The following is a 24361-nucleotide window of genomic DNA, read 5'->3' on the forward strand; positions in this document are numbered from 1 at the left end:
GAAATTGTATGGGATCATGCGGCGCGTCCTGCACCCTTGAGGCCATCGAGCTGCATCACGGCATCGGTATCCATCACGAAACCGAAGGCGGTGCGGATGCAGGCAAGGCCGGCGGCATGCAACTCTGGCCCGTCCATGCTGTCGACACAGTCCTCGACGACGATTACCGAGTAGTCGCGCACATTGGCAGCCGTCGTCGTCGCCAATACGCAGGAGTTAGTGTTCACGCCGGTGATGAGCAGTGTATTGACGCCGTGCGAACGCAACACGAAATCGAGATCGGTGCCCAAGAAGCAATCGTAGCGCTTCTTGGTGTTGACGATGAAGTCGCTGGGGTCGAGCAGCTCCGGCATCACGGTGCAACCGGGGCCGCCCATGATATTGTGCCTCATCACATTCTTGCGCGTTGCTTTTGGATCCTCGGCGCGGGTCCGCCAGAACGGGTTGGCGCGGATCTCGGCCTCGTCGCGATAGGACGTGACCTGGTGGATCACGGGAATGCCGACACTACGGCACCAGTCGAACAGCCGCTTATTGGCAGCGATCACCGTCTTCGCGACATCCGGCGTGGTCGGCATGGTCGCCACCGACATGTCCAGATGACCGCGATGCAGGTCGATCGCAACGACGGCAGCCTTGATTTGATTGACACCGAGATTCATGATCACCCCAGCGGGTTGAATGAGGTCTTCAGCAACGCGCGCTGATCGATCTTGAATTTGTCGGCGAGCCAGTCGGCCAGCACTTCCTGACCAATCGTCGGATTGTCGTGCTGGCAATGTTCAGCGCCAGTCTCATCCGGCTCAAGCACGCGCAACGTCGCATCGACACCATTGGCAATGGCGTGGTCATAGGTCGAGCGCGCCGCGGTCACCGTGAGCACGTCGTGGCCGCCATGCAGCACGAGATACGGACACTTCATGTGCTCGAGATGACCCTTCAGCGTAAAGGGCTTCATCAGCTCATGAGCTTCCTCCATGGTCTTGGCGCCAAATACCCAGCGGATATGCATCGCCAGACCGAAGTCGTCGCCCTTCTGGCCCCACATGTCATGCACCGACCAGACAGCCCCGTGCGAGATCACCGCCGCGAGGCGATGCTCGTAACAGCCGGCGCGCGCGGCGTAGTAACCGCCCATGCTGGAGCCGCAGACCGCGATGCGCGAGCTATCGACATCGGCGCGCTTTTCGAGCCAGTCGATACATTTGCCGACCGGCACTTCCGTATCGGCGCGGGTTGCAAGTCCGTGGCGGCGCAAGGTACCGCCCTGCCCGGGTAGATCGACCATCAGCACCGAGATGCCGCGCTGCAGGCAACCATGGGCCTGCATGAACCACATCTCGTCCTTGATGGAGTCGAGACCGCCCATGCAGATCAGCACCGGCAGCTTGTCTCCCGGAAATGGCGCACGGATGAAGTAGCCGCAGATCGGCTTGCCCGTCTCATAGGGGATCTCAACCACTTCGCCGGGCGGATTGAGATAGGAAATGAACTTATGCGAGCAGGCCTCCATCTTCTCGAAGGTCGGCAGCCGCCGCGGGTCGGTCGGCTCGAGATGGAATTCTGCCTGGCGGTAGTAGTCGGCGGCCCGCAGGAAGCAGTTCATCGCCGTGCGGATGTGGCCGAGCTTTTCTTCGGAAAGGCCGCGCTGCCAGTTGGCATCCGCGATCACCATCCACTCTTTATGCCAGCTTTCGAGGTCGCCCGGGATCATCCGCGAACCGGCCAGCATCACCTCGGACACGCTGCCGCCGCCCTCCTGGGTCTCACCGAGACCGCGGCGGAATTGATAGGCAAGCCAGGGATGCTCCGGCCAGTGATGCCAGCCAAACGGCTCATAGTGCGGGGCGCGATCCGCCGTGATCTCCTCGATGGCGTTTTCGCCGATCGACTTCCCTGCCGCCATGAGACGCGTACCGCCTGCTTCTTGTGAACGTGACCGCATCATTGCGGGTTCGGGTCTCGAGTCAATCGGAATTACATACACTTTTTCAGATGCTCATCATTTCCGCGAATTGCCTCCCCTTTATGCGCGATATTTATGCAGTAAAATTGCGCTTTCCTGTATGCTGAGTAGCAAAGACGGATCACACTCGGATTGAATTGTATTCACTTTGCTGCGGAGCACCACCGATGCCCGACTCTTCCCCCTTGCCGCCGCCTGAAGCTGGCGGCCCCGGCCGCGCCGCTAACCGGTCGCTGTCGGTGACGGATCAGATCCGTGACGCCATTCTGGATGGCACGGTGAGTGCGGGCGAGCGGATCAACGAGGTCCGCTTCAGCAAGACGCTGGAGGTCTCGCGGACCCCCGTCCGGGCCGCCTTGCAGGCACTGGCCGGCGAAGGGCTGCTCGACTACGCCCCCAATCGCGGCTTCACCGTCCGTGAATTCCCGCTCTCGGCCATCGTCGATGCTTATGAAATTCGCGCATCGCTGGAAGGCGTGGCCGCACGCTTCGCCGCCGAACGTGGACTGAGCGCCGAGGAGCGCGCCATCATCGAGGAAAGCCTTGTCGCCGGCGACAAACTACTGGCGCGCGGTGAGTTTGCGGAAGGCGATCTCACCATCTATCGCGGCATCAATGGCGACTTCCACGACACCCTGCTGGGCGCCGCCCGTAACCGCATGCTGGCGGAGATGATCCGGATCTGCCACCACGTGCCGATGTCATCGAGCCGCAACATCGTCGCCTTCGAGCATCGCGACGTGCGCCGGCGTCATGATGATCACCACCGGATCTACGACGCCATTATGGCCCGCGAGCCCTGGCGCGCGGAGGTACTGATGCGCGAACACGTCTCCGGCGTGAAATCCTCGCTGGTCAAATCGCTGATCGAGCGCGGCGAGCAGGCCGATATCGTCAATGGTTCGGCGGCGGGATAGGCCACCGGCGGCGTATCGACATCGTCGCGATGGCGCAGCGTCTTAACCTATCGTTCACCGAAGTTCGTAACGGCGTGTTGGCGGTCCCCCGGTACAAAACTACGCATGGGGCAAAACGACGCAAAGTCGGGGGAACGGTCTGATGGCGCTGGCGGCCTTGCTGGCTTCGCCGCGCTGCGCCGTTTCCGATTTCAAGGCGGGCCGATCCAAGGCCTCATCCTGTGCGGCTGCCTGCTGATTACCGCCATCGCCATCGGCACGGCCTACATCACCGTCCATTTCAGAGACCGCGCCATCGAGAGCAAGAAGCGCGAACTGGACAACACGGTTCTGCTGGTCGCACGACACTTCGACCAGCAGTTCGGAGACCTGCAGGGCATCCAGAACGACGTCATCACCTATATGAAGTCGGCCAACATCCAGAACAGCGCCGCCTATCAGCATCTGATGTCGGGGATCGACGTCCACCGCATGCTACGCACCAAGCTCAGCAGCCTGCCCTATGTCGGCGGCATCAACCTGTTCGATTCCGAAGGCAAGCTGCTCAATTCGTCGGAAACCTGGCCGGTGCCGGCCATCGACATTGCCGACCGTCAGCATTTCCAGACGCTGCAGGCCGACAACGGGCCCACGGTCGTACTGGCCGAACCTGTCATCAGCAGGGTGACTGGTGCATGGACCGCCGTGTTTTCGCGCAAGCTGATCGGACGCCATGGCGAATTCATGGGCATCATCAGCCGCGGCGTCGAGCCGGTTCACTTCGAGAGCTTCTTCGCATCCCTCGCGCTCGAAAAAGACGCCAAGATCTTGATGATCCACCGCAACGGCACCGTGCTTGCTCGCTATCCGCAGAACGAGACCGTTATCGGCCAGAACCTCAGCAACAGCTCAGTCTTCAAGGACCTCTGGTCGACGGGCGGAACCTCGACGGGGCACTATATCAGCCCCATCGACGGGGAAGACGAATTGGGCTCCGCAAGGCGCCTCGCGGCGGCTCCCGTGATGATCGTCGCGACCACCAGCATGCCCGCGGCCCTGCATGACTGGCGCGAGCAGACCAAATATCAAATCATCGGTGCGACACTTGCCGCATTGGTGATCCTGGCGACGCTGTTCCTGATCGTCCGGCAGCTGAACCGCCAGCACCGCTCGGCCGAACGGATGCTGGCGCAAAAATCGACACATCTCGATACTGCAATCAACAATATGACGCAGGGCCTGCTGTTGTTCGATGCCTATGGCCGGCTGGTCGTCTGCAATCAGCGCTTCATCGACATGTTCGGACTATCCGACAAGATCGTGAAGCCAGGCTGCTATTTCCGCGACCTCATCCAGCATCGCAAGGACAACGGAACCTTCATCGGCGATGTCGACGAATACTGCACGTCGTTCTTGCGAAGCGTTGCTGAAGGCCCTGTCCACGATACGCTATTGACCACGCCGGATGGTCGTTCGATCCAGATCCTCGTTCAGAGATCGGGGGACGGCGGCTGGGCCTCGACGCTCGAGGACATCACCGATCGCAAACGTTCGGAAGAGCGCATCGCCCATCTTGCGCATTACGATGCTCTGACAGATCTCCCCAATCGGGTGATGTTCCGTGAGCGCCTCGAAGCGGAAATCGCAACGCTGCATGACGGCGCGCGATTTGCGATTCTCTATATCGATATCGATGAATTTAAGAGCGTCAATGACACGCTCGGTCATGCGATCGGCGACGAGCTGCTGAAAATCGTGGCCACGCGGCTGCGCAGCTGTGTCGGTAATGCGGGCTTTGTCGCGCGACTTGGCGGCGACGAATTCGCCATCGTGCATACGGGAATTGCCCGCCGCAGCGATGTCACCCATCTGGTGGTGCCGCTCTATGACGCCATCCGGCAGCCCTATGAATGCCTTGGTCACCAGATCACGACCGATGCCAGCATCGGAATCGCTGTAGCCCCCGATGACGGCTCCGATCTCGACGAATTGCTCAGACATGCCGACCTCGCAATGTATAGCGCCAAGGCCGCTGGACGGCGCACCTTTCGCTTCTTCGAGCCTGCCATGGATGAAGGCGCAAGGGCGCGGCGCGCGCTGGAGCAGGATCTGCGGAAGGCGCTCGCGGAAGACGGACTTGAGGTTCACTATCAACCCGTCGTCGATATCGCCAGCAACGAGATTACTGGTTGCGAAGCGTTGCTCCGCTGGCGGCATCCGGTTCGCGGCATGGTTTCACCGGCAGAGTTCATTCCGATCGCCGAAGAAACCGGCCTGATTACCGAACTCGGCAATTGGGTATTGCGAACGGCATGCGCTGAGGCCGCCTCCTGGCCGGCGCCGATCAAGCTCGCTGTCAATGTATCGCCGATTCAATTCACGACGCAGACCCTGGCCTTGAATGTCACTCGAGCCCTGGTGGCAGCCAACTTGCCAGCTCACCGACTCGAACTTGAGGTCACGGAAACAGTGCTGATCCGCGATGATGAGATGGCGCTCGCGATCCTCCATCAGCTCCGCGGCATCGGTGTCGGGATTGCGCTGGACGATTTCGGGACCGGCTATTCATCGCTCAGCTATCTGCAGCGATTCCCGTTCGACAAGGTCAAGATCGACCGCAGTTTCATCCGGGACATCGTAGCGCCCGGCGGATCGTCATCGATCGTACAGGCGGTTGTAACCATCGCGGCCGCCCGCAACATGATCACCACGGCGGAGGGCGTTGAGACAGCTGATCAACTCGACGCACTGCGTATGCTCGGTTGTACCCAGATGCAGGGTTTTCTTTTCAGTGCCGCCAAGCCGTCACGAGAGATTCGCGCCATGCTCCAGAAGCGCGAGATCGCCGTCGCCTGACATTAGCAGGCCCGAAATCGTCGCGAAAATGGCCTGTTTTGGATTAAACAGAAGGAAAGCTGGCGATCCCGGCATGACTCGAACATGCGACCTACGGTTTAGGAAACCGTCGCTCTATCCGGCTGAGCTACGGGACCGCGATCCCGGTCAGGAACACCGGGCATGGACAGTTCCATACCAGAGCCGTTCGATCATCGCTACCCGTTGGCAGTTCAAATAGGACGGGGCCGGAACCGGCGTCACATGCCCTTAAAAGACCGGGACATCTATCGCGGAACGTCTCGGACCGCCCATCGTTGGCTGGTTGTCATAATAACGATGGAGAATCCCGCATGACAAAGATGAAACTTCTTGCTGCTACTGCCGTGGTCTCTGGCTTGATCGCTACGCCAGTGATGGCAAAGGACCCGATGAATCGCCGGGCGCAGGCCACGCAGGAATATCGCGCCAGTACGGTCGATAGCGGCTATCGTGATTCGGGCTTCTGGCCGGGTGACGTTGCAGCAGGCGTGGTTGGCGGCGCGGTCGGTGTAGCGGGTGCGGCTGTGGGCACCGCCGGGGCCATCGCAACTGCGCCGTTCCGGAACAGCTACAATTCCTATGATGGCTACAATGGCGTCCCGCGCGATTCCTACGCACAGCGCATGGGCTTCGTGTGTCAGCCGGGAACTTGGTTCCGCGGCGAGGACGGCCGACGACACATCTGCCAGTAATACAACTGACATCTGAGAAAAAGGGCGGTCCAAGGACCGCCCTTTTTCGTGTCTGTTATCCGATAGAGTTCCAGGCGCACGAAACGAAACGACAACACCGCTCCATCGGACGTCAGCCCGTCGCTTCGCAAACTACGTGTGGTCCCGTGTAGGTGATTGCGCGTCGAGTAGCAGCGCGATCCGAAAACTACTGTCAAGAATGACTCAAAACTCTGAAGTCATCAATTTCAGTGATATGAGAGCAGTAACAGATCTCTCCCTGAAAACACTTCTACATCAGCGTTGTATCGCGAAATAACGCCGGTCTGCCTACCACATGACGGCACTGATGCAGTCATGCTGCACTTGCTCCAAAAGCGGGGAGAAGTAACACATCCGAGGTTGAAAAATGGCCCACAAATGGCGAGAATTGGGTTTGTTATCTACATCGGAACCCACGTGGCTCATTTGTCCGCATACAAGTCACTCATATTTGCGCTACTGACGACCGCATCACTCTCCGGTCTCGCGTTGATGTCTTCGCCTGCTCGTGCGCAATGGTGGACTGCCGCGCCTGCGGACTATGAAGATTGCGCCGAGCGCATCGAAAAATCGACGGCTTCGAAAGACGCCAAGGCTACGGCGCTGTCGGATTGCGAAAGCAAGTTCGCGGGACGGCGCAAGCGCGGTGGGGGCTATACGTATCACGACTTCATGCAGAACCGCAGCTTCGATATCGCTGGCCCAAACCCAACCACGGCCGAACAGAAGGCGATCGACGAGCAGTACAAAATCTATCTGGACAATCAGCGTCGCAGCGTCATCGTCGCGGCCTTCGCTGAAAAGCAGCGCGAGGCGCAAACCCAGGCTGCGCTCGAAACGGACTTTCGGCAGACTGCGGAAACTCCAAGCGACGTGAAACCTGTCGTGCTACCCAGGCCTCGACCCAAAGTGCGCGCCAAGGAGCCGGACTGCGCGATCGAGCCGCTTACCTGCGGGTGGTCCAAATTGTCATCCGGGCTGAAAGACATCAAGGACGCGCTGTTCGGCACGCCCGCGCCGGCCAAGACCAAGCGCACTTGAGCCATAGAAACCCGTCAAGTATCAATCCGTGATCACCATCGCCCAGAACATCCGGTAGGGCGACTTGGGATTGGCGACGTAAGCGACGCCGACCTTGCGTGCGCCGGACATGAGCAGGTTCTCGCGATGACCTGGGCTCTCTTCCCACTGCCTCAACGTTTCGGGAAATGTCAGGAAGCCCGCCGCGATATTTTCAGCTGCTTTGGACTTGCGGAGCTTCCCCACGCGTGCGGAGAAAACACCGCCGACCTCATGGCTGACCTTGCCGCTGGATGACATCGCCTGCGCCTGAGCAAGCGCGACCGCATTCAGTTTACTGTCCAGCGTGACAGAGGAGAGCTTGTGCGCTCGGCGGAAGGCACTGATCTGGCTCGCATAATCCGCCGCTCTGGTCTCGACAATGGTTGCCGCGATCAACGCACCACAGAGCACAAACAACCTCAGGGGGCGGTACGTCATGACAATCGCTTCACGGATCAGATTCAATGACTATACCGATGACGTTGCGCAGGAGGTCGCGGCAACGGCTTGAGGGCATGGGCAGGCGTCTGCACTTCAGCCGCACGCCGTTGCTCGGCAAGCCGGGCATCATAACCCGGCGAGGGAATGACCGTCGGAGGAACCGCAAATGCAGGTGCGATGGCACCAATGCTTAGTATCGCCGCAACCACAGCGATAGCGGCGCAGGATTTCCGCTTCAAGACCTTCAAAAACAGGGTTCGCATCGATCGCTCCACCCAAGAAAACGGCCTGAAGCGCTAACGAACTTCAGGCCGACTTCGTTCAGTACGAAAGCTTACTTCTTGGCCTTCTTGGCCTTTGCAGTCTTAGTCACCTTGGTAGCCTTCGTGGCAACCTTCTTCGCCTTGCGGCGACGATGACCGAGCGGAATGCCAAGCTTGATGGCTTTCTGACGCAGCGAACCACCGGTGCGCTTCATCTCCTTGGAAATCTTCTCGAGCGGAGTCTGGGCCTTCGAATGCGCCTTCAGGATCTTCACGTCTTCCTTTGTGTACTCGCGACGGACGAGTTTCTTTTTCGCTTTCTTGGCCATTGTAGCTCCGATTGTTAGTTGAATAATTCGACCGGCACACGCTTTGCCGATGATATGAAAGGATCAAACGCCCGGTCCAGCGCGTGAAGCGCGAACCACCGTCAAATCACGCGGCCTTCTATACTAAAGATGTCGCGAATGACATAGCCCCTGATGTCACATCATGATGTTCAGTATTGAACCAGCCGTACTCCTGCGAGCCTTCTTCACGACGCGAACTGCTACTCGTCTGCGAATAACGGGCTAAAAGACTCTTTACATCTCATTTACTGAGAATTCACCGACGCGTATCCGCAATTGATATTTAACGGATAATCATCGGCTTGATGCGAATGCAACGGATAATGGTACCATCGCATTGACCGGCAGACGCAATTGGAGCATTCGGATAGTTGAGTCCGCCGATAGTAGCCGAAACGAATAGTAACATTCTCGTAATGATAGCGCCGAAGCCGGTCCAACAGTCCCTTCGGCTCAATCAATGTCACGTTCACTGCGAATCTGATCTGGCGTGAGTGCGGGCGATCCCCTGCCTGACGTCTCTGCGTGCTTGATCAGTGTCATCACGCGCAGCGATAGCGGAGCCGTGATCTGATATTTCGCCGCCAGCTCAACGACGACACCCTGCAAATAGTCAATCTCGGTGTGTCGATTGCGCTGCAGATCCTCCCACATGGACGAGCGCGCATTTGCATCGATCTTCATCGTCCGCCCGAGCAGTATATTGAACAGGCCGTCAGGCAGCCGCAGCAAACGCGGCGTCAGCCACGCGGGGATTGGTGTCGCCGAGGTGGGTTTGATACCAGCCGCCTTCAGAACGGCCAGACCTTCAGCCATCTGATCGGCGAATAACGAGCGCCACGCGCGCTGTGCAAGCTGCGACCGCAGCGGTATATCCGACAGCGCATTGAGCGCGTTGTTCAAATTGACCAGCAGCTTACCCCACTGGACACCGACGATATCATCGCTCGCCAGGACGGCAAGATGCGGCACAGATAGTGCCGAAGCGGTATCGGCCCCATCGCGTTCGACGACGATGTTTCCGGACGTTGCGCGGTGAACATGACCATCGTCCTTTGCGATGACATTAAATGGCACCATTCCGCCGAGGACGCGGCGCCCGGGCAGAGCTGCGCGGAGGACCGCAACATTGCCGACGCCGTTCTGCAGGCTGACGACGATCGCGTCTTGCGCTGCATGATCCGCGATCAGCCCCGCCATCTCCGCCGTATCGCCGCTCTTGACCGCGACCAGAATGATCTTCGCCTCGCTCATGATGGCGGGGTCATCCGACAGCCGCAGCTGGCCGGGGGCGAGACGTTGATCAAGTCCCTCGAAGCTCGTCAGCCTCAGACCGTGCCCCTCGATGCTGTCCACGATGCGCCGCCGCGCCAGTATGGCGACGTCGCGGCCGGCTGCCGCCAGGATGCCACCCACGAAACAGCCGATACTGCCGGCACCGGCGATACAAATGGGCCGCGTTTCGATCACGTCATCTCCCGTTCATCCAGCATCAGTTACTAGCAAAATGCCGCAGCGCTGCCTATCGGCGGAACCGACGCGCCTTGTAGGCGTCATACCGCGCAGCTATGCTTTCGCCGGGCTGGCAGAACAGGAGATGATCATGGGTTTGCTCGACATTCTGAATGGCATGGCCAACGGGCCGCGTGGCCCCAGCGATCCCAACGACAAGAGCGGCGGCATGTCGCCGATGACGATGGCGATCCTCGCGCTGCTCGCCTACAAAGGCTACAAGCACTTCACTGGCAGCCAACCGGCGGCACAGGGGCACTCGCAAGAAATCCCGCCGCCGAATACAACGCAGGCCAGCGTGCAGGATGGTGGCCTCGGTGGTATGCTTGGCGGCCTCCTCGGCGGAAATTCTGGCACTGCAGCAGGCGGTGGCGGCCTCGGCGACCTTCTGAAGGGCCCGCTCGGCGGTCTGTTGGCGGGCGGTGCCGCCGGCAGCGTGCTCAGCGGTGGCCTCGGCGACCTGCTTAAGCAGTTCCAGCAGAACGGCCATGGCGACGCCGCGGATTCCTGGGTCAGTTCCGGCCCGAACAAGCAGATTTCGCCTAACGATCTCGGCGCAGCGCTTGGCGCGGATCAGATCGCGCAACTGACATCGCGCACCGGCATGTCCCGCGAGCAGCTTCTCGCGGAGCTGAGCAACGAACTGCCCGATGCCGTTAATCAGTTCACACCGCATGGCCGGCTACCCACGGAAGACGAAGTTAAGTCCAGCTGGGTTTAACGCGCACTTGAAAGAGGGGATATTGCTATGATCTGGATTCTCGTTGTGGGCTTTGTCGCAGGCATTATCGCCCGCCTTCTGTCACCGGGGCCAAACAATCCCAGCGGCTTCATTCTGACCACTATCCTGGGTATTGCCGGCGCATTCCTGGCGACGTTCATAGGCCAGCAGATCGGCCATTACGGCCCGAACCAAGGTGCCGGCTTCATCACCGCCACGATCGGCGCGCTGGTGGTGCTGTTCATCTGGAACAGACTGGTTGCCCGCCGGATGATTTCCGATCCGGGCAATCGCTGACGTGCCTGCAGTCGAGAATGAAAAAAGCCTCGGGCATCACCCGAGGCTTTTTGCTGTTTGACGCAGGTTTCCGATCAGGCCAGCAGATGCATGCCGGCATCCATCCGCACCAACTCGCCCGTCATATTGCTCGATGGCGACGTGGCGAGGAAGCAGATCAAGGCGGCGACGTCCTCCGCGGTCGAGGCCACCTTCAGCGGAACTCGCGCGATCACGGCATCGCGAACTTTAGCAGCACCGTCCGCACCGCGTCCCTTGGTGAACCATGGCGTATCGATATAGCCAGGGCAGACCGTATTGACGCGGATCAGCGGAGCCAGTGCACGGCCGAGCGACAGCGTCATCGAATTCAGCGCGCCCTTGCTGGCGGCATAGGCGACTGACGAACCGCCGCCTGTGATACCGGCCATCGACGAGACATTGACGACGGCCGAGGCGCGACCCGACGCCTTGGCGCCGGCTTCGAGCAAGGTGCGCGCCGCACGCACCATCTGATAGGGCCCGATCGTGTTGACCGCGTAGATGCGCTGGAAATCTTCCGCGGACAGGCCATCGAGATCGTTATGCGGGACATGCTTGGTCATGCCGGCATTGTTGATCAGCGCATCGATCCGCCCCCAGTGCTGGGCGGCCGCGACGATGTTCTTGCAATCGTCGTCCTTCGATACATCGCCTTGAACCACGATGACTTCGGTTGCACCAGCATCGCGGCACAGCTCGGCAGTGGCTTCGGCTTCCTTCTGGCTCGACGAATAGTTGATGACAATACGGGCGCCGTCCTTGGCGAGAATGGCCGCGGTCGCAGCACCAAGCCCCGATGCCGCCCCTGTAATCACGACGCACAAACCGTCACTTGCCATCTGCATTTCCTCTGCTTGTTCTGACGCTGATGCGATCTACCATAATGCGGTCGCGCTGGTATACAACGCGGCACAAGTTCGCTTTGCGGAATTAAATTGCGCTGCACCAACACATCATGCCGCCACCGCAGGCCCCTCTGCGGCCAGCCCGCTTGTCTTCCTTCCACCTTTTCCGCATCATGAATGCAAGAAAAGTGGCAGCGCCCATGCCCGGCATTCCCTGCCGAATGAGATGCGCTAGCACACGGGGAACGCCTTGACGGACGCAGACAATATCGTTGCGGAAACCGCGGAACGTATTTTCGCCGATCTCGCTGACGCACAGACCATCAATCACGACAGGAACGGCAGCTGGAAAGCGCCGCTCTGGCAGGCACTGACAGATGCTGGCCTGCCGCTCTCATGGGTGCCTGAAGAGTGCGACGGCTCCGGCACTAGCATGGCCGAAGGTTTCAGTGTCCTCAGCGTCGCCGGCCGCGCCGGCGTTGCGGTGCCGCTCGCCGAGACCATGCTGGCGGGCTGGCTGCTCGCGCAGGCCCAGATCAAATCGCCCGAAGGCATGATGACCGTCGCGCCGGCAAGCCCGCGTGATCGCCTCACGCTCAACGCCGATGGTACAATTACCGGCCGCGCGCGCGGCGTGCCGTTCGCGAGGGATGCGAAACACATCGCCATCGTCGCCTCCGGCATCGGCGGAGCCTCTATTGCGCTGGTGGACGCCAGCGCCTGCCGGATTGAGGGTGGGCTCGGTCTGGCCGATGATCCGTCCGACACGGTGCATTTCGACACTGTGAAGCCGGTCATCCTTCGATCTGCGCCATCGGGCTTCGATCAGAACGCGCTGTTGCTGATGGGCGCACTCGTACGCAGCCAGCAGATTGCCGGTGCACTGGAAACCATGCTTGGCATCGGCGTGAACTATTCCGGCGAGCGCGTGGCGTTCGAGAAGAAGATCTCGAAGTTCCAGGCGGTGCAGCACAATCTGGCGAAACTCGCAGGCGAGACCTCGGCAGCCCTCGCCGCTGCCAGCTCCGCGGCTGACGCCTTCTCCAGCGGCGCGCCGCTCGATGACGCTCTCTTCCTCGAGGCGGCCGCTGCAAAGATCCGTTGCTCCGAGGCCGCCGAAAAGGGCGCCGCCATCGCGCATCAGGTTCTTGGTGCCATCGGCTTCACGCAGGAACACATCCTGCATCGCTACACGCTGCGCGCATTGGCATGGCGCGATGATTTCGGCAGCGAAAGCTACTGGGCAGTCGAACTCGGCAAACTGGTCGCTGCGCGCGGTGCCGACGAGCTGTGGCCTCTGGTCGCTTCGCGCTGATCGAACACAAGAAACGAGATCTTTCACATGACTGCTGCCCTTCGTTTCGATCCGATCCGCCTGCCGCCCGAATGCGAGCAGCTGCGCAAGGAAGTGCGCGCTTTCCTCGCCGAGGAAATCGCCGCCGGCACTTTCGATCCGCACAAGCCCCAGCGCGAGGACTCGGACAATCCTGAATTCAGCAAGCGCGTCGGCGAGCGCGGCTGGCTCGGCATGACCTGGCCCAAGAAATATGGCGGCCACGAGCGCTCGTTCCTTGAACGCTACGTTGTTACCGAAGAGATGCGCGTGGCCAACGCGCCGGTGCGCCGCTTTTTCGTTGCCGACCGCCAAAGCGGCCCGGTGCTCCTGAAATACGCCCCCGAGCACATCAAGATGGACATCCTGCCGCGCATCTGCCGCGGCGAGGTCTGTTTCTCTATCGGCATGAGCGAGCCGAATTCGGGCTCCGATCTGTTCGCTGCCAAGACCAAGGCCACCAAGACCGACGGCGGCTGGCTCATCAATGGCAGCAAGATCTGGACGACCTCGGCGCATATGGCCGACTACATGATCGCGATCTTCCGCACATCAGCCCCGACCAAGGAAAATCGCCGCCACGGATTGACGCAGTTTCTGGTCAATATGAAGAAACCGGGCATTACGGTGAACCCGATCGCGCAGATCACCGGCCAGTACGAATTCAACGAAGTCGTGTTCACCGATCACTTCGTGCCGGACGACCACATGCTCGGCGAGATCGACAGCGCCTGGAAACAAGCCACCAGCGAGCTCGCTTATGAGCGCTCCGGCCCCGAACGTTTCCTTGAAACCTATTACGTGCTGACCGAGCTGGTTCGCGCCGTCGGGCCGAAGCCGGACACTCGCAGCGCCGAAGGCATCGGCCGCCTCGTCGCACAGCTGCACACGATGCGCCGCATGTCGGTGTCGGTGGCTGGCATGCTGCAGGCCGGCAAGGAGCCGGTGGTGGAAGCGTCCATCGTCAAGGATATCGGTACGATCTGGGAGCAGCAGCTGCCGCATCGCGTGCGCGAACTCGCAGCCTTCGTCGACGACAACGCCTCGAACCACGCCACGCTGGACGAAATGCTCGGCTTCGCCATCAAGACGGCACCGAAACTCACCATTCAGGGCGGCACCACCGAAGTCCTGCGCGGCATCATCGCGCGCGGACTTGGTCTGCGCTGAAATAATTCGTCGTTCCGGGGCACACGCGCATCTTTGCGCGCGCGAACCCGGAACCTAGAAGTGATTTGAACACATCCAGATTCCGGGTTCACACCCGGCAAGCGCCGGGCGTGCCCCGGAATGACGAGGAAACACATGACCACCTACAAAGACATCGGCGTCGAGACCCGCGGCCACATTGCGATTATCGAGATTCGCAAGCCGCCTCTGAACTTCTTCGACATCCTGCTGATCCAGCAGATCGCCAACGCGCTGGACGAGATCGATGCCAATCCCGAAATCCGGGCGACGGTTCTGTGCGCGCAAGGCAAGGCGTTCTGCGCCGGCGCCGATTTCAGCGATCCCAACCGCAAGGAAACCGAAGCGGCCGCCAAAAGCGGCGACCCCGCTGACAATCTCGGTTCCATCGGCCATCTCTATATGGAAGCCGTGCGTATCTTCCGCGCCAAGAAGCCGATCGTCGCCGCCGTTCAGGGCGCAGCCATCGGCGGTGGCCTCGGCCTCGCGGTGTCGGCCGATTTCCGCGTAGCTTGCCCGGAAACCCGCTTCGCCGCCAACTTCACCAAGCTCGGCTTCCATCCCGGCTTCGGCCTGACGGTCGCGCTCACCGAAGTGGTCGGCAAGAACAATGCGGAGTTGATGTTCTACACCAGCCGCCGTGTGGGCGGAGAGGAAGCCCTGAAGATGGGCCTCACCAATGTGCTGGTGCCGCAGGCCGAGGTCCGCAACGCCGCCATCAAGCTCGCCGAGGAGATCGCCGAATGCTCGCCGCTCGGCCTGCTCTCTACCCGCGCCACCATGCGCAACGGCCTCGCCGACCGCGTCGCCAAGGCGACGGAGCACGAACTCGCCGAACAGACGCGCCTGCGTAAGACAGAAGATTTCAAGGAAGGCGTTGCGGCGACTGCCGAACGACGGGTGCCGAACTTCAAGGGGCGCTAAGTCCCCGTCGGGTTTGTTTTTCAAACCTCACTTGGAAATGGCCGGGTTCGCCCGGCCATTTTTATGTCATGGGCACTCTAGTCTTTCCGCACCACCAACGCATCGACGATGGTGGCGCCCTCGCCCGCCGGATGCACCAGTACCGGATTGAGTTCGATCTCGGCAATCTCGCCCTTGAACTGAGCTGCGAGCTGCGAGAGCTGCGCAATCAGCTCCGCCGCCGCCGACACGTCGGCCTTCAGCGCGCCGCGAAAGCCGTTCAGCAACGGCGCGGCCTTGAGTGCGCCTAGCATGGAAGCAGCCTCAGCGGCACTCACGGGCGCCGGGCGATAGACCACGTCCTTGAACAATTCCGCCGTCACTCCACCAAGACCGACCATCACCATTGGCCCAAAGGTCTCGTCCAGTAGTGTGCCCACGATGATCTCGACACCCTTCCTGGCCATCGGCGAAACGAGCACGCCCTGCAACGCGGCCTGCGGTCGGTGCTGCCGGGCGCTGGCGGTCAGAGCATCATAGGCAGCTGCGGCTTCATTCTTCGTGGTGATACTGACCCTGACGCCGCCGACCTCGCTCTTGTGCGGAATGTCGCGCGACTGGATTTTCATCACCAGCGGGAAGCCTATCTTGGCAATCGCTGCATCCAGCGCCGATCTGTCGGCAACAAGAACCTCGCCTGGCAGCGCGACACCGGCAATCTGCAGCAGCGTCTTGCTGTCATACTCGGAGAGCGTCGGCGCGGTCAGATACTCAGCCAGATCATTCTGCGCAGGTGCCGCTGTAGCAACCGGCTCTACAAGCTTGAAGCTTGCGTGATCAACGAGTCGCCGCAACGCTACACTGACATGGGTGAGGCCGGACAAAACGACGACGCCGGACTCGGCGAGACCCATGCGCGCAAAGTTCGACGGCAGCGTATAGGACCAGAACACAATCGGTTTGTTCTGCGCGGCAATGACGGGCTTCAGCTCCGGCGTCTTGAGCGGCATCCGCGTCTCGCTCGACAGCGAGATGACCACCAGGATCGCATCGACCTCGTCAGACCTGTCGAGCAATTCAATGGTCTTTTGCAGCCCGCCGCTATGCACCGCTTGGGCCGTGATATCGATCGGATTGCATGGCGACCCGTAGGACGGGATCAGCCCGCGAATCGTCGCCTGAACGCCGTCCGACAATTCGGGCACCTGCAGCCCCTGCGCCGACACGGCATCAGCGCCCCAGATACCTGCTCCGCCCGAGACGGTGACGACAGCGACGCGATCGCCCTTCGGCAGCGGCGACGTGGTCAGCACGGCGGCGATGGTCACCGCTTCGTCGAGATCGTTGGAGACGATGAAGCCATAGCGCGCGAACACCGCATCATAGGCGGCCGTCCAGCCTGCCATGCTGGCAGTATGCGAGGCTGCCGCGCGCTCGCCAGCACGGGAGCGGCCGACCTTTACGACGATGACCGGCTTGCCGAGCTCCGCCGCCTTGCGAGCCGCGGCGAGAAATTTGTCGACGTCGCGAATGCCCTCGATGAACAGCAGGATCACGTCGGTTGCCGTGTCCTGCACCATGTAGCCAAAGAATTCGCCGGCACCGAGATCGGACTCGTTGCCGGTCGAGATCACGGTGCTCAGAGCAATGCCGAGCGACTTGGCGCGGTTATAGATCGCAAAGCCGATGCCGCCGGATTGCGCGACGATACCGATCCGCTTCGTGGTAGCGACCAGCTGCAGCTGATCCGGCCTTACATCAACGGTTGGGCTGAAGGTCGCGGCAATGCCGGCGATCTGGTTGTAGTACCCCTCGGCGTTCGGTCCGGAGATCCGCATCCCCGTGCGCTTCGCCAGCGTCGCAATAGCATCCTGCATGGCGATGGAATCGCCGCCTTCCTCGGCAAAGCCGGAGGAGATGATGATCGCGTGTTTGACGCCGAGTTTCGCGCACTCCTCAAGCGCGCCGAGCACGACACGCGCAGGAATGATCACGATGGCGAGATCTATCGGCTGCCCGATGGCTGCGATGCTCGGATGGCACGTCAGCCCATCGATATCCGGATAGTTCGGATTGACCGGATAAATCGCGCCGGAGAACTGATTCTTGCGCAAAAAGGAAAGAAGCAGGCCCGGGATCTTCGTGACATCGCGGGAAGCGCCAATGATGGCGATGCTGGATGGATTGAAGAACGAGTCCAGCGGATGCGGACGTGTCACTGTCATGGCGTTTCCGGTTTATTGTTGTTGCCGTAGCGTTTCCGAGCGAAGTGGATACCGGTTCGCATGAAGGAAACGCGTCAGAAAAGAAGGGATCGTGCGGCGATTGCCGCGATCACGCAACGACGCGAAACGTGACCCCGGCCAGCAGAAATGCATCCCCGGCGCAGGGACATCCGCGTGCCCGTGCGCTGCCGAGCACCTGTGCGACGTCGTTGACGCGAAAAGTGATCCCGGTCATCGCTTCGCTCTTACCCTTGGCGAAGCGCAAACAGCCGTTCGTGAACGCGATCTGCGGATCGTCGTTGCGGGCCGAGGTCAGCGGCACGCCGATGATATTGCTCCAGTGCTGCGCCAGATCGTAATGGTCCGGACTCTGCAGCTCGACCTCGGTCAGCGCGCGCGTGATGTCGTGGCGGATCGCCTCCTGCCAGTCCGGACCGGCCGGCGGATACGGCCCGAAATCGTCGTCGCTGTCTTTGGTGTGATTGAACTCGATGAAGGCGGCCCGGCAATCGCGTGGATGCAATTGCACGCCGTGATAGGGCGGATGATCGATCACATTGGCGGTGCGCACGCCGATGTTGGCGGCGAAGCGCCCACGCTCGTCGGGATCCTCGCAGGACAGGATCACCATATAGCCGCCGCGCCCGCCGGATTTCTCCATGAACCGCCCGGCCGCCGTGCCCGGCTGCGTCGGCGCGACCACTTCGAGCAACGTCGCCTCAACCGGCATCAGTGCATTTTCAAGCCCGTATTTGCCGACATGAGGATCGCGGTAGCAGACATTGAGGCCAAGAATGGCCGCGATATCGCTCACCACTGGCTCCAGATGCGGAGCGACCAGACAAACTTGCCGCAACCGCATCTGGCTCATGGTCATTGCCCCTTGAAGACCGGCTTGCGCTTCTCGACGAAGGCCTGGGCGGCCTCCTTGTGATCGTCAGTATCGCTGCAGCGGGTGTGATGGATTGACTCGCCATCGAAGCAGGCTTCGAGCGTCATCGTCTCGGCATTATTGATGTTGGTCTTGATGTAGCCGTAGGTAATGCTCGGGCCCTGTGCGAGTGACATTGCCAAGTCGCGTGCCGCTGTCTCCACCTCGGCGTCATCGACGACCTTCGTCACCATGCCGAGCGCCAGCGCTTCCTGTGCGGAGAGCACCGGCGACATCAGATAAAGCTCGCGTGCCTTGGCGCTGCCAAGCATCTTGGTCAGGAAATAGGTGCCGCCATAATCACCGGAGAAGCCGACCTTGGCGAAAGCCGTGGTGATCTTCACCGATTTGCTGGCGACACGGAGATCGCAGGACAGCGCGATCGAAAGACCGGCGCCTGCGGCCGCACCGTCGAGCTGCGCCACCACCGGCTTCGGCATCTGGTGCAGAATGCGCGACACTTCCATGCCGCGGCGCAGGTTGGCGCGCTTGGCCTCGAACGGCAGCGGCGCGCGGCCAGCCGCCATCGACTTGACGTCACCGCCGACGCAGAAGGTGCCGCCCGCGCCCTTGATGAGCACGGCGCGGACGTCGTGATCTTCCTGCGCGCGGCGTGCTGCCGCGACCAGGCCCTGTGTCATCTCCGGATTGAGCGCATTGCGCCGATCCGGACGATTCATGGTGATGGTTAGAAGACCGCTGTCGAGGTCCTGCAGGACGATGTCGCTCATGATTGCGCTCCTTGTTGTTGTTCTTGATCGTCCGGCAAGGTTCAGACCCTGACGATTACTTCTTCACCAGCGGGCAGCGCGAGGCTTCCAGCGGCTGGAATGCCTGCTCTGCGGGAACGGTCGCGAGTAGCTTGTAGTCGTCCCAGCGGCCCTTGGATTCCGACGGCTTCTTCACCTCGAACAGGTACATGTCATGCACCATGCGGCCATCCTCGCGAATCCGGCCATTCTTGGCGAACATGTCGTTAATCGGCGTCTCCTTCATGAGCTTCATGACCGGAGCCGAATCCGTCGTGCCGGCGGCCTTCACGGCCTTGAGATAATGCAGCACCGATGAATACACGCCGGCCTGGGCCGATGTCGGCACGCGCTTGGTGCGCTCCTGGAAGCGCTTGGTGAACGCGCGCGTCTCGTCATTGAGATCCCAGTAGAACGCTTCCGCCAGGATCAGGCCTTGGGCGGTATCGAGACCGACGCTGTCGATGTCGGAGATGAAGGCCAGCAGCGGCGACAGTTTCTGTCCGCCGCTCCGCGTCAGGCCGAACTCGGCCGCCTGCTTGATCGCGGTGATCGTATCACCGCCAGCATTGGCGAGGCCGACGACCTTGGCTTTGGAGCTCTGCGCCTGCAGCAGGAAGGACGAGAAATCCGACGTATTCAGCGGATGCTTGACCGATCCCAGCACCTTGCCACCGGCCTTGGTGACGACAGCCGTGGTGTCTTTCTCGAGGTCCGCGCCGAATGCATAGTCGGCCGACAGGAAGAACCAGGTGTCGAGACCGTTTTTCACCGTGGCGAGACCGGTCACATTGGCCTGCGCGTAAGTGTCGAACACGTAATGCACCGTATAGGGGCCGCAGGCCTCGTTGCTGAGGCGGATTGAGCCCGGGCCGTTGAAGATGATGATCTTGTTGCGCGCACGCGCGATCTCGCTCGCAGCCAGCGCGGTCGCCGATGCCGCAACGTCGATGATCGCCTCGACACCTTGATTGTCGAGCATGTCGCGCGCGATGTTGGCGGACAGATCGGCCTTGTTGAGATGGTCCGCAGCAATGATCTCAATCTTGCGGCCCAGCACTTCACCGCCGAAATCGTCCGCAGCCATCTTCGCAGCGGTCTCGCTGCCAACACCGGTGATATCGGCGTACAGGCCCGACATATCGAGAATTGCACCGAGCTTCAGCGGCTTGGTCTGCGCCATGGCACTTGTGGCCGCGAATGCCATTGCTGACGCCAGCAGACCTGAAATGATCTTCTTCAAAAGTCCCTCCCTCAGACGCGCCGTTGTTGTTCGTGCGCGGTGTTGTTGTTATCGCGATCATGCCGCAATGGAACAACAGCGGCAAGCGGCGGCGCTGCCAAGAATAGCTGCAAAGACATCAAGGTTTTCCGCAAAGCGGAATGGATTGCTGGCTATAATAGACGAGAGGTTGACCGGAGCTCGCAAGGTGGCGTGATGCGTGCCGCATCAGCAAAGTGTGACGTGTCGCGTGCCGCAACGCTGTTGCTGGTAGTGACCGCCTTTTCAACATCCGCGCAATCTGCGTCGGCGGCCTGCATGTTTGCCGCCCAGGGCGAAGGTCGTGTCGCCGACGTGATCGATGTCAGAACATTGCGTTTGAGCGACGGCAACGTGATCCGTCTGGCGGGGATCGAGCCGATCGCTGGCTCATCGAAGTCGACGAACGAACTTTTCGCATTGGTCTCCGGCCGTGATGTCACCTTGTACGGCGAAAGCGACATGCCGGATCGCTACGGCCGACAACCGGCTTTTGTCTTCGTCGATCCCACTGCGCCGTCGCTCCAGGCGCAGCTTCTGGCACAGGGCGCCGCCCTCGCCTCTGGCGCGATTTCCGACAAGGCCTGTGCGGCGGAACTCGCCGCTGCAGAAGGCTTGGCCCGCCGGCTGAAGCGCGGAATCTGGGCTCAAACCAACGTCATAAAAAACGCGGAAAGTCCCGGCGATATCTTGGCCGATGTGGGGCGTTTCGGGGTGGTCGAGGGGCGGGTTCTGTCGGTTCGCCAGGCTGGGACGGTGACCTACGTCAATTTTGGGCGTCGCTGGACTGAGGACTTTGCGGTGACCGTTTCAAGGCGCATGATAGCCGCCTTCGAGACGGCAGGAATTATGCTTAAGTCCCTGGAAAGACGACATATTCGCGTTCGGGGATGGATCGAGAGGCGCGGCGGGCCGCGGATCGAGGCGCTCGGGGTGTGGCAGATCGAAGTGGTCGGGGACAAGTAGGCCACTTGGGCAGCAAGATCGCTTGAGCGAAGATGATTTGGGCGAATGGGCTGTTTGGGCAGAGAGTGGACGACGTGACGGGTGTGGGACGGCAAACCAGCTTGAGCCGCCGCCTTTGGGCTGCGCCTGCCCTGCTGTGCGCCGCGCTCGCTCTATCGGCCTGCGGCGATGCCAGCCGGTTCGAGGCCGCCTCGTCGGTCAAGCCGACGGTGCCGGCCAAGCCGCCGAAGCCTGCCGTGGTGCAGACCCCGGCCGCCGAGAAAGAACACGAGCGCATCCTCGCATCCTATGGCGGCGCCTATGACGACCCCCGGCTGGAATCACTGATCACCAAGACCGTCGATCGGCTGGTCGCTGCCTCTGAGCGACCAGACCTCGCCTACAAGGTCACGATCCTCAATTCCGGCGCCGTCAACGCCTTCGCCCTGCCGACTGGACAGCTCTATGTCACGCGCGGCCTGATCGCGCTCGCCAGCGATACGTCCGAGATTTCGTCGGTACTGTCGCACGAGATGGCGCATGTACTCGCCAAGCACGCCTCGATCCGCGAAGAGCAGGCACGGCAGGCCTCGATCGTCACGCGTGTCGTGACGGATATGGGCAGCGATCCCGATCTCACCGCACTCGCGCTCGCCAAATCCAAACTGACGATGGCGAGCTTCTCGCGCGCGCAGGAATTCGAAGCCGACGGCATCGGCGTAGGCATCTCGGCCCGTGCAAAGTTCGATCCCTATGGGGCGTCGCGCTTTCTCGCGGCGATGGAGCGTAACGCGGCGCTGAAGGCCAGCCGCACGCCGCTCGATCCCCGCGCGCAGGACTTCCTGTCGTCCCATCCGGCGACGCCCGAGCGCGTGCAGAATGCGCAAGCCAATGCGCGGCAATATTCCTCGCCCGACGGCGGCGAGCGCGATCGCGAGACCTATCTCTCGGCCATCGACGGCATCGTCTATGGCGAGGACCCGAGCGAGGGTTTCGTGCGCGGCCGCCGCTTCCTGCATCCCAAGCTCGGCTTCACCTTCCAGGCGCCGGAGGCGTTCACCCTCGACAATACGGCGCAGGCGGTGATCGGCGTGCGCGAAGGCGGCAATCAGGCCATGCGCTTCGACGTGGTGCGCGTACCCTCCGAACAGACACTGAGCGACTATCTCAATTCCGGCTGGATGGAGAATGTCGATAAAGCCACCACAGAAGAACTGACCATCAACGGCTTCCCGGCAGCGTCCGCCATCGCGCGCGGCGACCAGTGGCAATTCCGCGTTTACGCGTTGCGCTTCGGCAGCGACGTCTACCGCTTCATCTTCGCTGCCAAGCAGAAGAGCACCGAGAGCGAACGCAACGCCCGCGAAACCGTCAACTCGTTCCGCCGCCTGACCCTGGCCGAGATTCAGGCCGCCCGTCCGCTGCGCATCAAGGTGATCACCGTGCAGCCCGGAGACACCGTGGAGTCACTGTCGCATCGCATGAGCGGCGTCGATCGTCCACTGGAGCGCTTCCGTGTATTGAACGGGCTCGAGAACAATGCCAGCGTGAAAGCCCGCGACCGCGTCAAGGTCGTGGTGGATTGAGATCCACCCAAGTACTTGCTCATAGACAACAAAAAAGCCCGGCCTCTCGGCCGGGCCTTTCGTATTCAACTTGCGAGACGCTGCTTATGCAGCCTCGTCCGCGGCGGCGACATCATCGTCACCATCGCTGTCGGCCTCGTCAGCACCGGCTTCAGCGCCTGCCTCGGCCTTGGCGCCACGGCGCGGGCTCTTGGCGAGCTGGCCTTCGATCTCCTTGACCGCTTCGGTCTCGGTGACGTGCTGAACCACAGCGATTTCGCGCGACAGACGATCGAGAGCTGCTTCATACAGCTGACGTTCGCTGTAGGACTGCTCGGGCTGCGAGTCGGAGCGGAACAGATCGCGGACCACTTCGGCGATGGCAACGATATCGCCCGAGTTGATCTTCGCTTCGTATTCCTGTGCGCGGCGCGACCACATGGTGCGCTTGATGCGGGCACGGCCCTTCAGTGTCTCCAGCGCGCGCTTGACCAGCGCCGGCTCGGACAGCTTGCGCATGCCGACATTCGCGACCTTCGCGGTCGGAACGCGCAGGGTCATCTTGTCCTTCATGAAATTGATCACGAAGAGTTCAAGCCTGGCGCCTGCAATTTCCTGCTCTTCGATGGCGAGGATCTGGCCAACACCATGCGCCGGATAGACAACGAATTCGTTGGTCTTGAAGCCCTGACGCTGGGTCAGTGGCTTCTTCGGCTCTTCGACGCGCGGAGCCGCAGCGGGCGCCGGCTTGGCGGCAACCGGTTTGGCAACGACCGGCTTCGCAGCAACCTTGGCAACTTCCTTCGGCGCAGCAGCCTTCACAGCAGGAGCGGCGGCGGGAGCCTTCGCAGCCGTCTTCGGCGCAGCAGGCTTAGCGGCAGTGGTCTTCGAAGCAGCAGCCTTCGGGGCAGGTTTGGCAGTCTTGTTGGGCATTGCACTTCTTTTATTTTTGGAGGACTTTTCAGCCGCAGCCTTCGCGGCGGTCCGGGTGTCCTTGACAGGAGCCCGGGCACGGCCTTTGGTGACAGAATTCTTCGCAGCAGGACCCTTCACAACGCGGCTCGCCGCAGTTGTTTTCTTGGAAGCCTTCGGATCCAAAACCTTCGAAGCAGTAGCCTTCTTCGAAACAGCAGCCTTGGAAACACTCTTTTTACGCGTTTTCTGTGACACAGCCTGCGCGTGGAAACCGCCACGCCCCTGTTTGATGTTTAAACGGGAACCCGGCAGGGCCAAATCGAGCGGCACCACATGGTCCAGCTTCTTGAATTGTGCCTATTATAGCACATTTCCCGCAAAA

23 protein-coding genes and 1 tRNA gene are annotated in these 24361 nt (G+C 61.1%); 12 read left to right on the forward strand and 12 right to left on the reverse strand.

Annotated features, from left to right (window positions below; translation table 11 throughout):
- Positions 1–14 precede the first annotated feature (14 nt).
- A complete protein-coding gene (locus AB7783_RS20610) occupies positions 15–662 on the reverse strand; it encodes a cysteine hydrolase family protein (RefSeq protein ID WP_441278665.1) in 648 nt (215 codons plus the stop codon).
- Between the two features lie 2 nt (positions 663–664).
- Positions 665–1906, reverse strand: a complete 1242-nt coding sequence (locus tag AB7783_RS20615) for an alpha/beta hydrolase family protein (protein WP_441278666.1) — start codon at positions 1904–1906, stop codon at positions 665–667.
- Between the two features lie 227 nt (positions 1907–2133).
- On the opposite strand from AB7783_RS20615, the gene AB7783_RS20620 reads away from it, so the two are divergent.
- Both AB7783_RS20620 and AB7783_RS20625 read left to right on the forward strand, forming a co-directional pair.
- Positions 2134–2883 (forward strand): GntR family transcriptional regulator, encoded by a 750-nt coding sequence (locus AB7783_RS20620; RefSeq protein WP_092150091.1) that lies wholly within the window; start codon positions 2134–2136, stop codon positions 2881–2883.
- Between the two features lie 105 nt (positions 2884–2988).
- Positions 2989–5718 carry a bifunctional diguanylate cyclase/phosphodiesterase gene (locus AB7783_RS20625; protein ID WP_441278667.1) on the forward strand — a complete coding sequence of 910 codons (2730 nt, stop codon included), beginning with the start codon at positions 2989–2991 and terminating at the stop codon, positions 5716–5718.
- Between the two features lie 60 nt (positions 5719–5778).
- Here AB7783_RS20625 and AB7783_RS20630 read toward each other — a convergent pair.
- Positions 5779–5855 (reverse strand) — tRNA-Arg (locus AB7783_RS20630).
- A gap of 195 nt (positions 5856–6050) precedes the next feature.
- Here AB7783_RS20630 and AB7783_RS20635 point away from each other — a divergent pair.
- Positions 6051–6431, forward strand: coding sequence for a hypothetical protein (locus AB7783_RS20635; RefSeq protein ID WP_441278668.1), 381 nt, complete (start codon positions 6051–6053; stop codon positions 6429–6431).
- A 336-nt stretch (positions 6432–6767) separates the two neighbouring features.
- Positions 6768–7493: a hypothetical protein gene (locus AB7783_RS20640; RefSeq protein ID WP_441278669.1), complete on the forward strand. Its 726-nt coding sequence runs from the start codon at positions 6768–6770 to the stop codon at positions 7491–7493.
- Between the two features lie 21 nt (positions 7494–7514).
- On the opposite strand, the gene AB7783_RS20645 is transcribed toward AB7783_RS20640, so the two are convergent.
- A complete protein-coding gene (locus AB7783_RS20645) occupies positions 7515–7979 on the reverse strand; it encodes a CAP domain-containing protein (protein ID WP_441278670.1) in 465 nt (154 codons plus the stop codon).
- Between the two features lie 120 nt (positions 7980–8099).
- On the opposite strand from AB7783_RS20645, the gene AB7783_RS20650 reads away from it, so the two are divergent.
- A complete protein-coding gene (locus AB7783_RS20650; protein WP_441278671.1) occupies positions 8100–8255 on the forward strand; it encodes a hypothetical protein in 156 nt (51 codons plus the stop codon).
- A 34-nt stretch (positions 8256–8289) separates the two neighbouring features.
- Here the strand turns inward: AB7783_RS20650 and AB7783_RS20655 are convergent, their stop codons facing one another.
- Positions 8290–8547, reverse strand: coding sequence for a hypothetical protein (locus AB7783_RS20655; protein ID WP_231078919.1), 258 nt, complete (start codon positions 8545–8547; stop codon positions 8290–8292).
- A gap of 474 nt (positions 8548–9021) precedes the next feature.
- A complete protein-coding gene (locus AB7783_RS20660; protein WP_441278672.1) occupies positions 9022–10038 on the reverse strand; it encodes a 2-dehydropantoate 2-reductase in 1017 nt (338 codons plus the stop codon).
- Between the two features lie 133 nt (positions 10039–10171).
- Between AB7783_RS20660 and AB7783_RS20665 the strand changes: the two genes are divergently transcribed.
- Positions 10172–10801 carry a YidB family protein gene (locus tag AB7783_RS20665; RefSeq protein ID WP_441278673.1) on the forward strand — a complete coding sequence of 210 codons (630 nt, stop codon included), beginning with the start codon at positions 10172–10174 and terminating at the stop codon, positions 10799–10801.
- 27 nt (positions 10802–10828) lie between these two features.
- Positions 10829–11098 (forward strand): GlsB/YeaQ/YmgE family stress response membrane protein, encoded by a 270-nt coding sequence (locus AB7783_RS20670; RefSeq protein ID WP_089267746.1) that lies wholly within the window; start codon positions 10829–10831, stop codon positions 11096–11098.
- Positions 11099–11172: 74 nt separating this feature from the next.
- Here AB7783_RS20670 and AB7783_RS20675 read toward each other — a convergent pair whose 3' ends face one another.
- Positions 11173–11958 carry an SDR family NAD(P)-dependent oxidoreductase gene (locus AB7783_RS20675; RefSeq protein WP_441278674.1) on the reverse strand — a complete coding sequence of 262 codons (786 nt, stop codon included), beginning with the start codon at positions 11956–11958 and terminating at the stop codon, positions 11173–11175.
- A 256-nt stretch (positions 11959–12214) separates the two neighbouring features.
- On the opposite strand from AB7783_RS20675, the gene AB7783_RS20680 reads away from it, so the two are divergent.
- The 3 genes from AB7783_RS20680 (at position 12215) to AB7783_RS20690 (ending at position 15409) form a co-directional block, all read left to right on the forward strand.
- Positions 12215–13279, forward strand: a complete 1065-nt coding sequence (locus tag AB7783_RS20680; protein WP_441278675.1) for an acyl-CoA dehydrogenase family protein — start codon at positions 12215–12217, stop codon at positions 13277–13279.
- A gap of 27 nt (positions 13280–13306) precedes the next feature.
- Positions 13307–14467 carry an acyl-CoA dehydrogenase family protein gene (locus AB7783_RS20685; RefSeq protein ID WP_120287384.1) on the forward strand — a complete coding sequence of 387 codons (1161 nt, stop codon included), beginning with the start codon at positions 13307–13309 and terminating at the stop codon, positions 14465–14467.
- Positions 14468–14602: 135 nt separating this feature from the next.
- Positions 14603–15409 (forward strand): enoyl-CoA hydratase/isomerase family protein, encoded by an 807-nt coding sequence (locus AB7783_RS20690; RefSeq protein WP_441278676.1) that lies wholly within the window; start codon positions 14603–14605, stop codon positions 15407–15409.
- Between the two features lie 77 nt (positions 15410–15486).
- Here AB7783_RS20690 and AB7783_RS20695 read toward each other — a convergent pair whose 3' ends face one another.
- From AB7783_RS20695 to AB7783_RS20710, 4 genes are all read right to left on the reverse strand, one after another.
- Positions 15487–17613 carry an acetate--CoA ligase family protein gene (locus AB7783_RS20695; RefSeq protein WP_441278677.1) on the reverse strand — a complete coding sequence of 709 codons (2127 nt, stop codon included), beginning with the start codon at positions 17611–17613 and terminating at the stop codon, positions 15487–15489.
- Positions 17614–17722: 109 nt separating this feature from the next.
- A complete protein-coding gene (locus AB7783_RS20700; protein WP_439065200.1) occupies positions 17723–18484 on the reverse strand; it encodes a hypothetical protein in 762 nt (253 codons plus the stop codon).
- A 2-nt stretch (positions 18485–18486) separates the two neighbouring features.
- Entirely contained in the window at positions 18487–19275 is a 789-nt protein-coding gene (locus AB7783_RS20705) for an enoyl-CoA hydratase (protein WP_175500500.1), read from the reverse strand.
- A gap of 55 nt (positions 19276–19330) precedes the next feature.
- Positions 19331–20536 carry an ABC transporter substrate-binding protein gene (locus AB7783_RS20710; RefSeq protein WP_441278678.1) on the reverse strand — a complete coding sequence of 402 codons (1206 nt, stop codon included), beginning with the start codon at positions 20534–20536 and terminating at the stop codon, positions 19331–19333.
- A gap of 195 nt (positions 20537–20731) precedes the next feature.
- Between AB7783_RS20710 and AB7783_RS20715 the strand changes: the two genes are divergently transcribed.
- Positions 20732–21520: a thermonuclease family protein gene (locus AB7783_RS20715; protein ID WP_441278679.1), complete on the forward strand. Its 789-nt coding sequence runs from the start codon at positions 20732–20734 to the stop codon at positions 21518–21520.
- Between the two features lie 101 nt (positions 21521–21621).
- Positions 21622–23085: a M48 family metalloprotease gene (locus AB7783_RS20720; RefSeq protein ID WP_244628330.1), complete on the forward strand. Its 1464-nt coding sequence runs from the start codon at positions 21622–21624 to the stop codon at positions 23083–23085.
- A gap of 84 nt (positions 23086–23169) precedes the next feature.
- Here AB7783_RS20720 and AB7783_RS20725 read toward each other — a convergent pair whose 3' ends face one another.
- The gene (locus tag AB7783_RS20725; RefSeq protein WP_414716831.1) at positions 23170–24234 is read right to left on the reverse strand and encodes a CarD family transcriptional regulator; all 1065 of its coding nucleotides are present in this window, start codon (positions 24232–24234) and stop codon (positions 23170–23172) included.
- Between the last annotated feature and the right edge of the window lie 127 nt (positions 24235–24361).

The sequence above is a fragment of the Tardiphaga sp. 172_B4_N1_3 genome, assembly GCF_052076035.1.
Taxonomy (GTDB): Bacteria; Pseudomonadota; Alphaproteobacteria; order Rhizobiales; family Xanthobacteraceae; genus Tardiphaga; species Tardiphaga robiniae.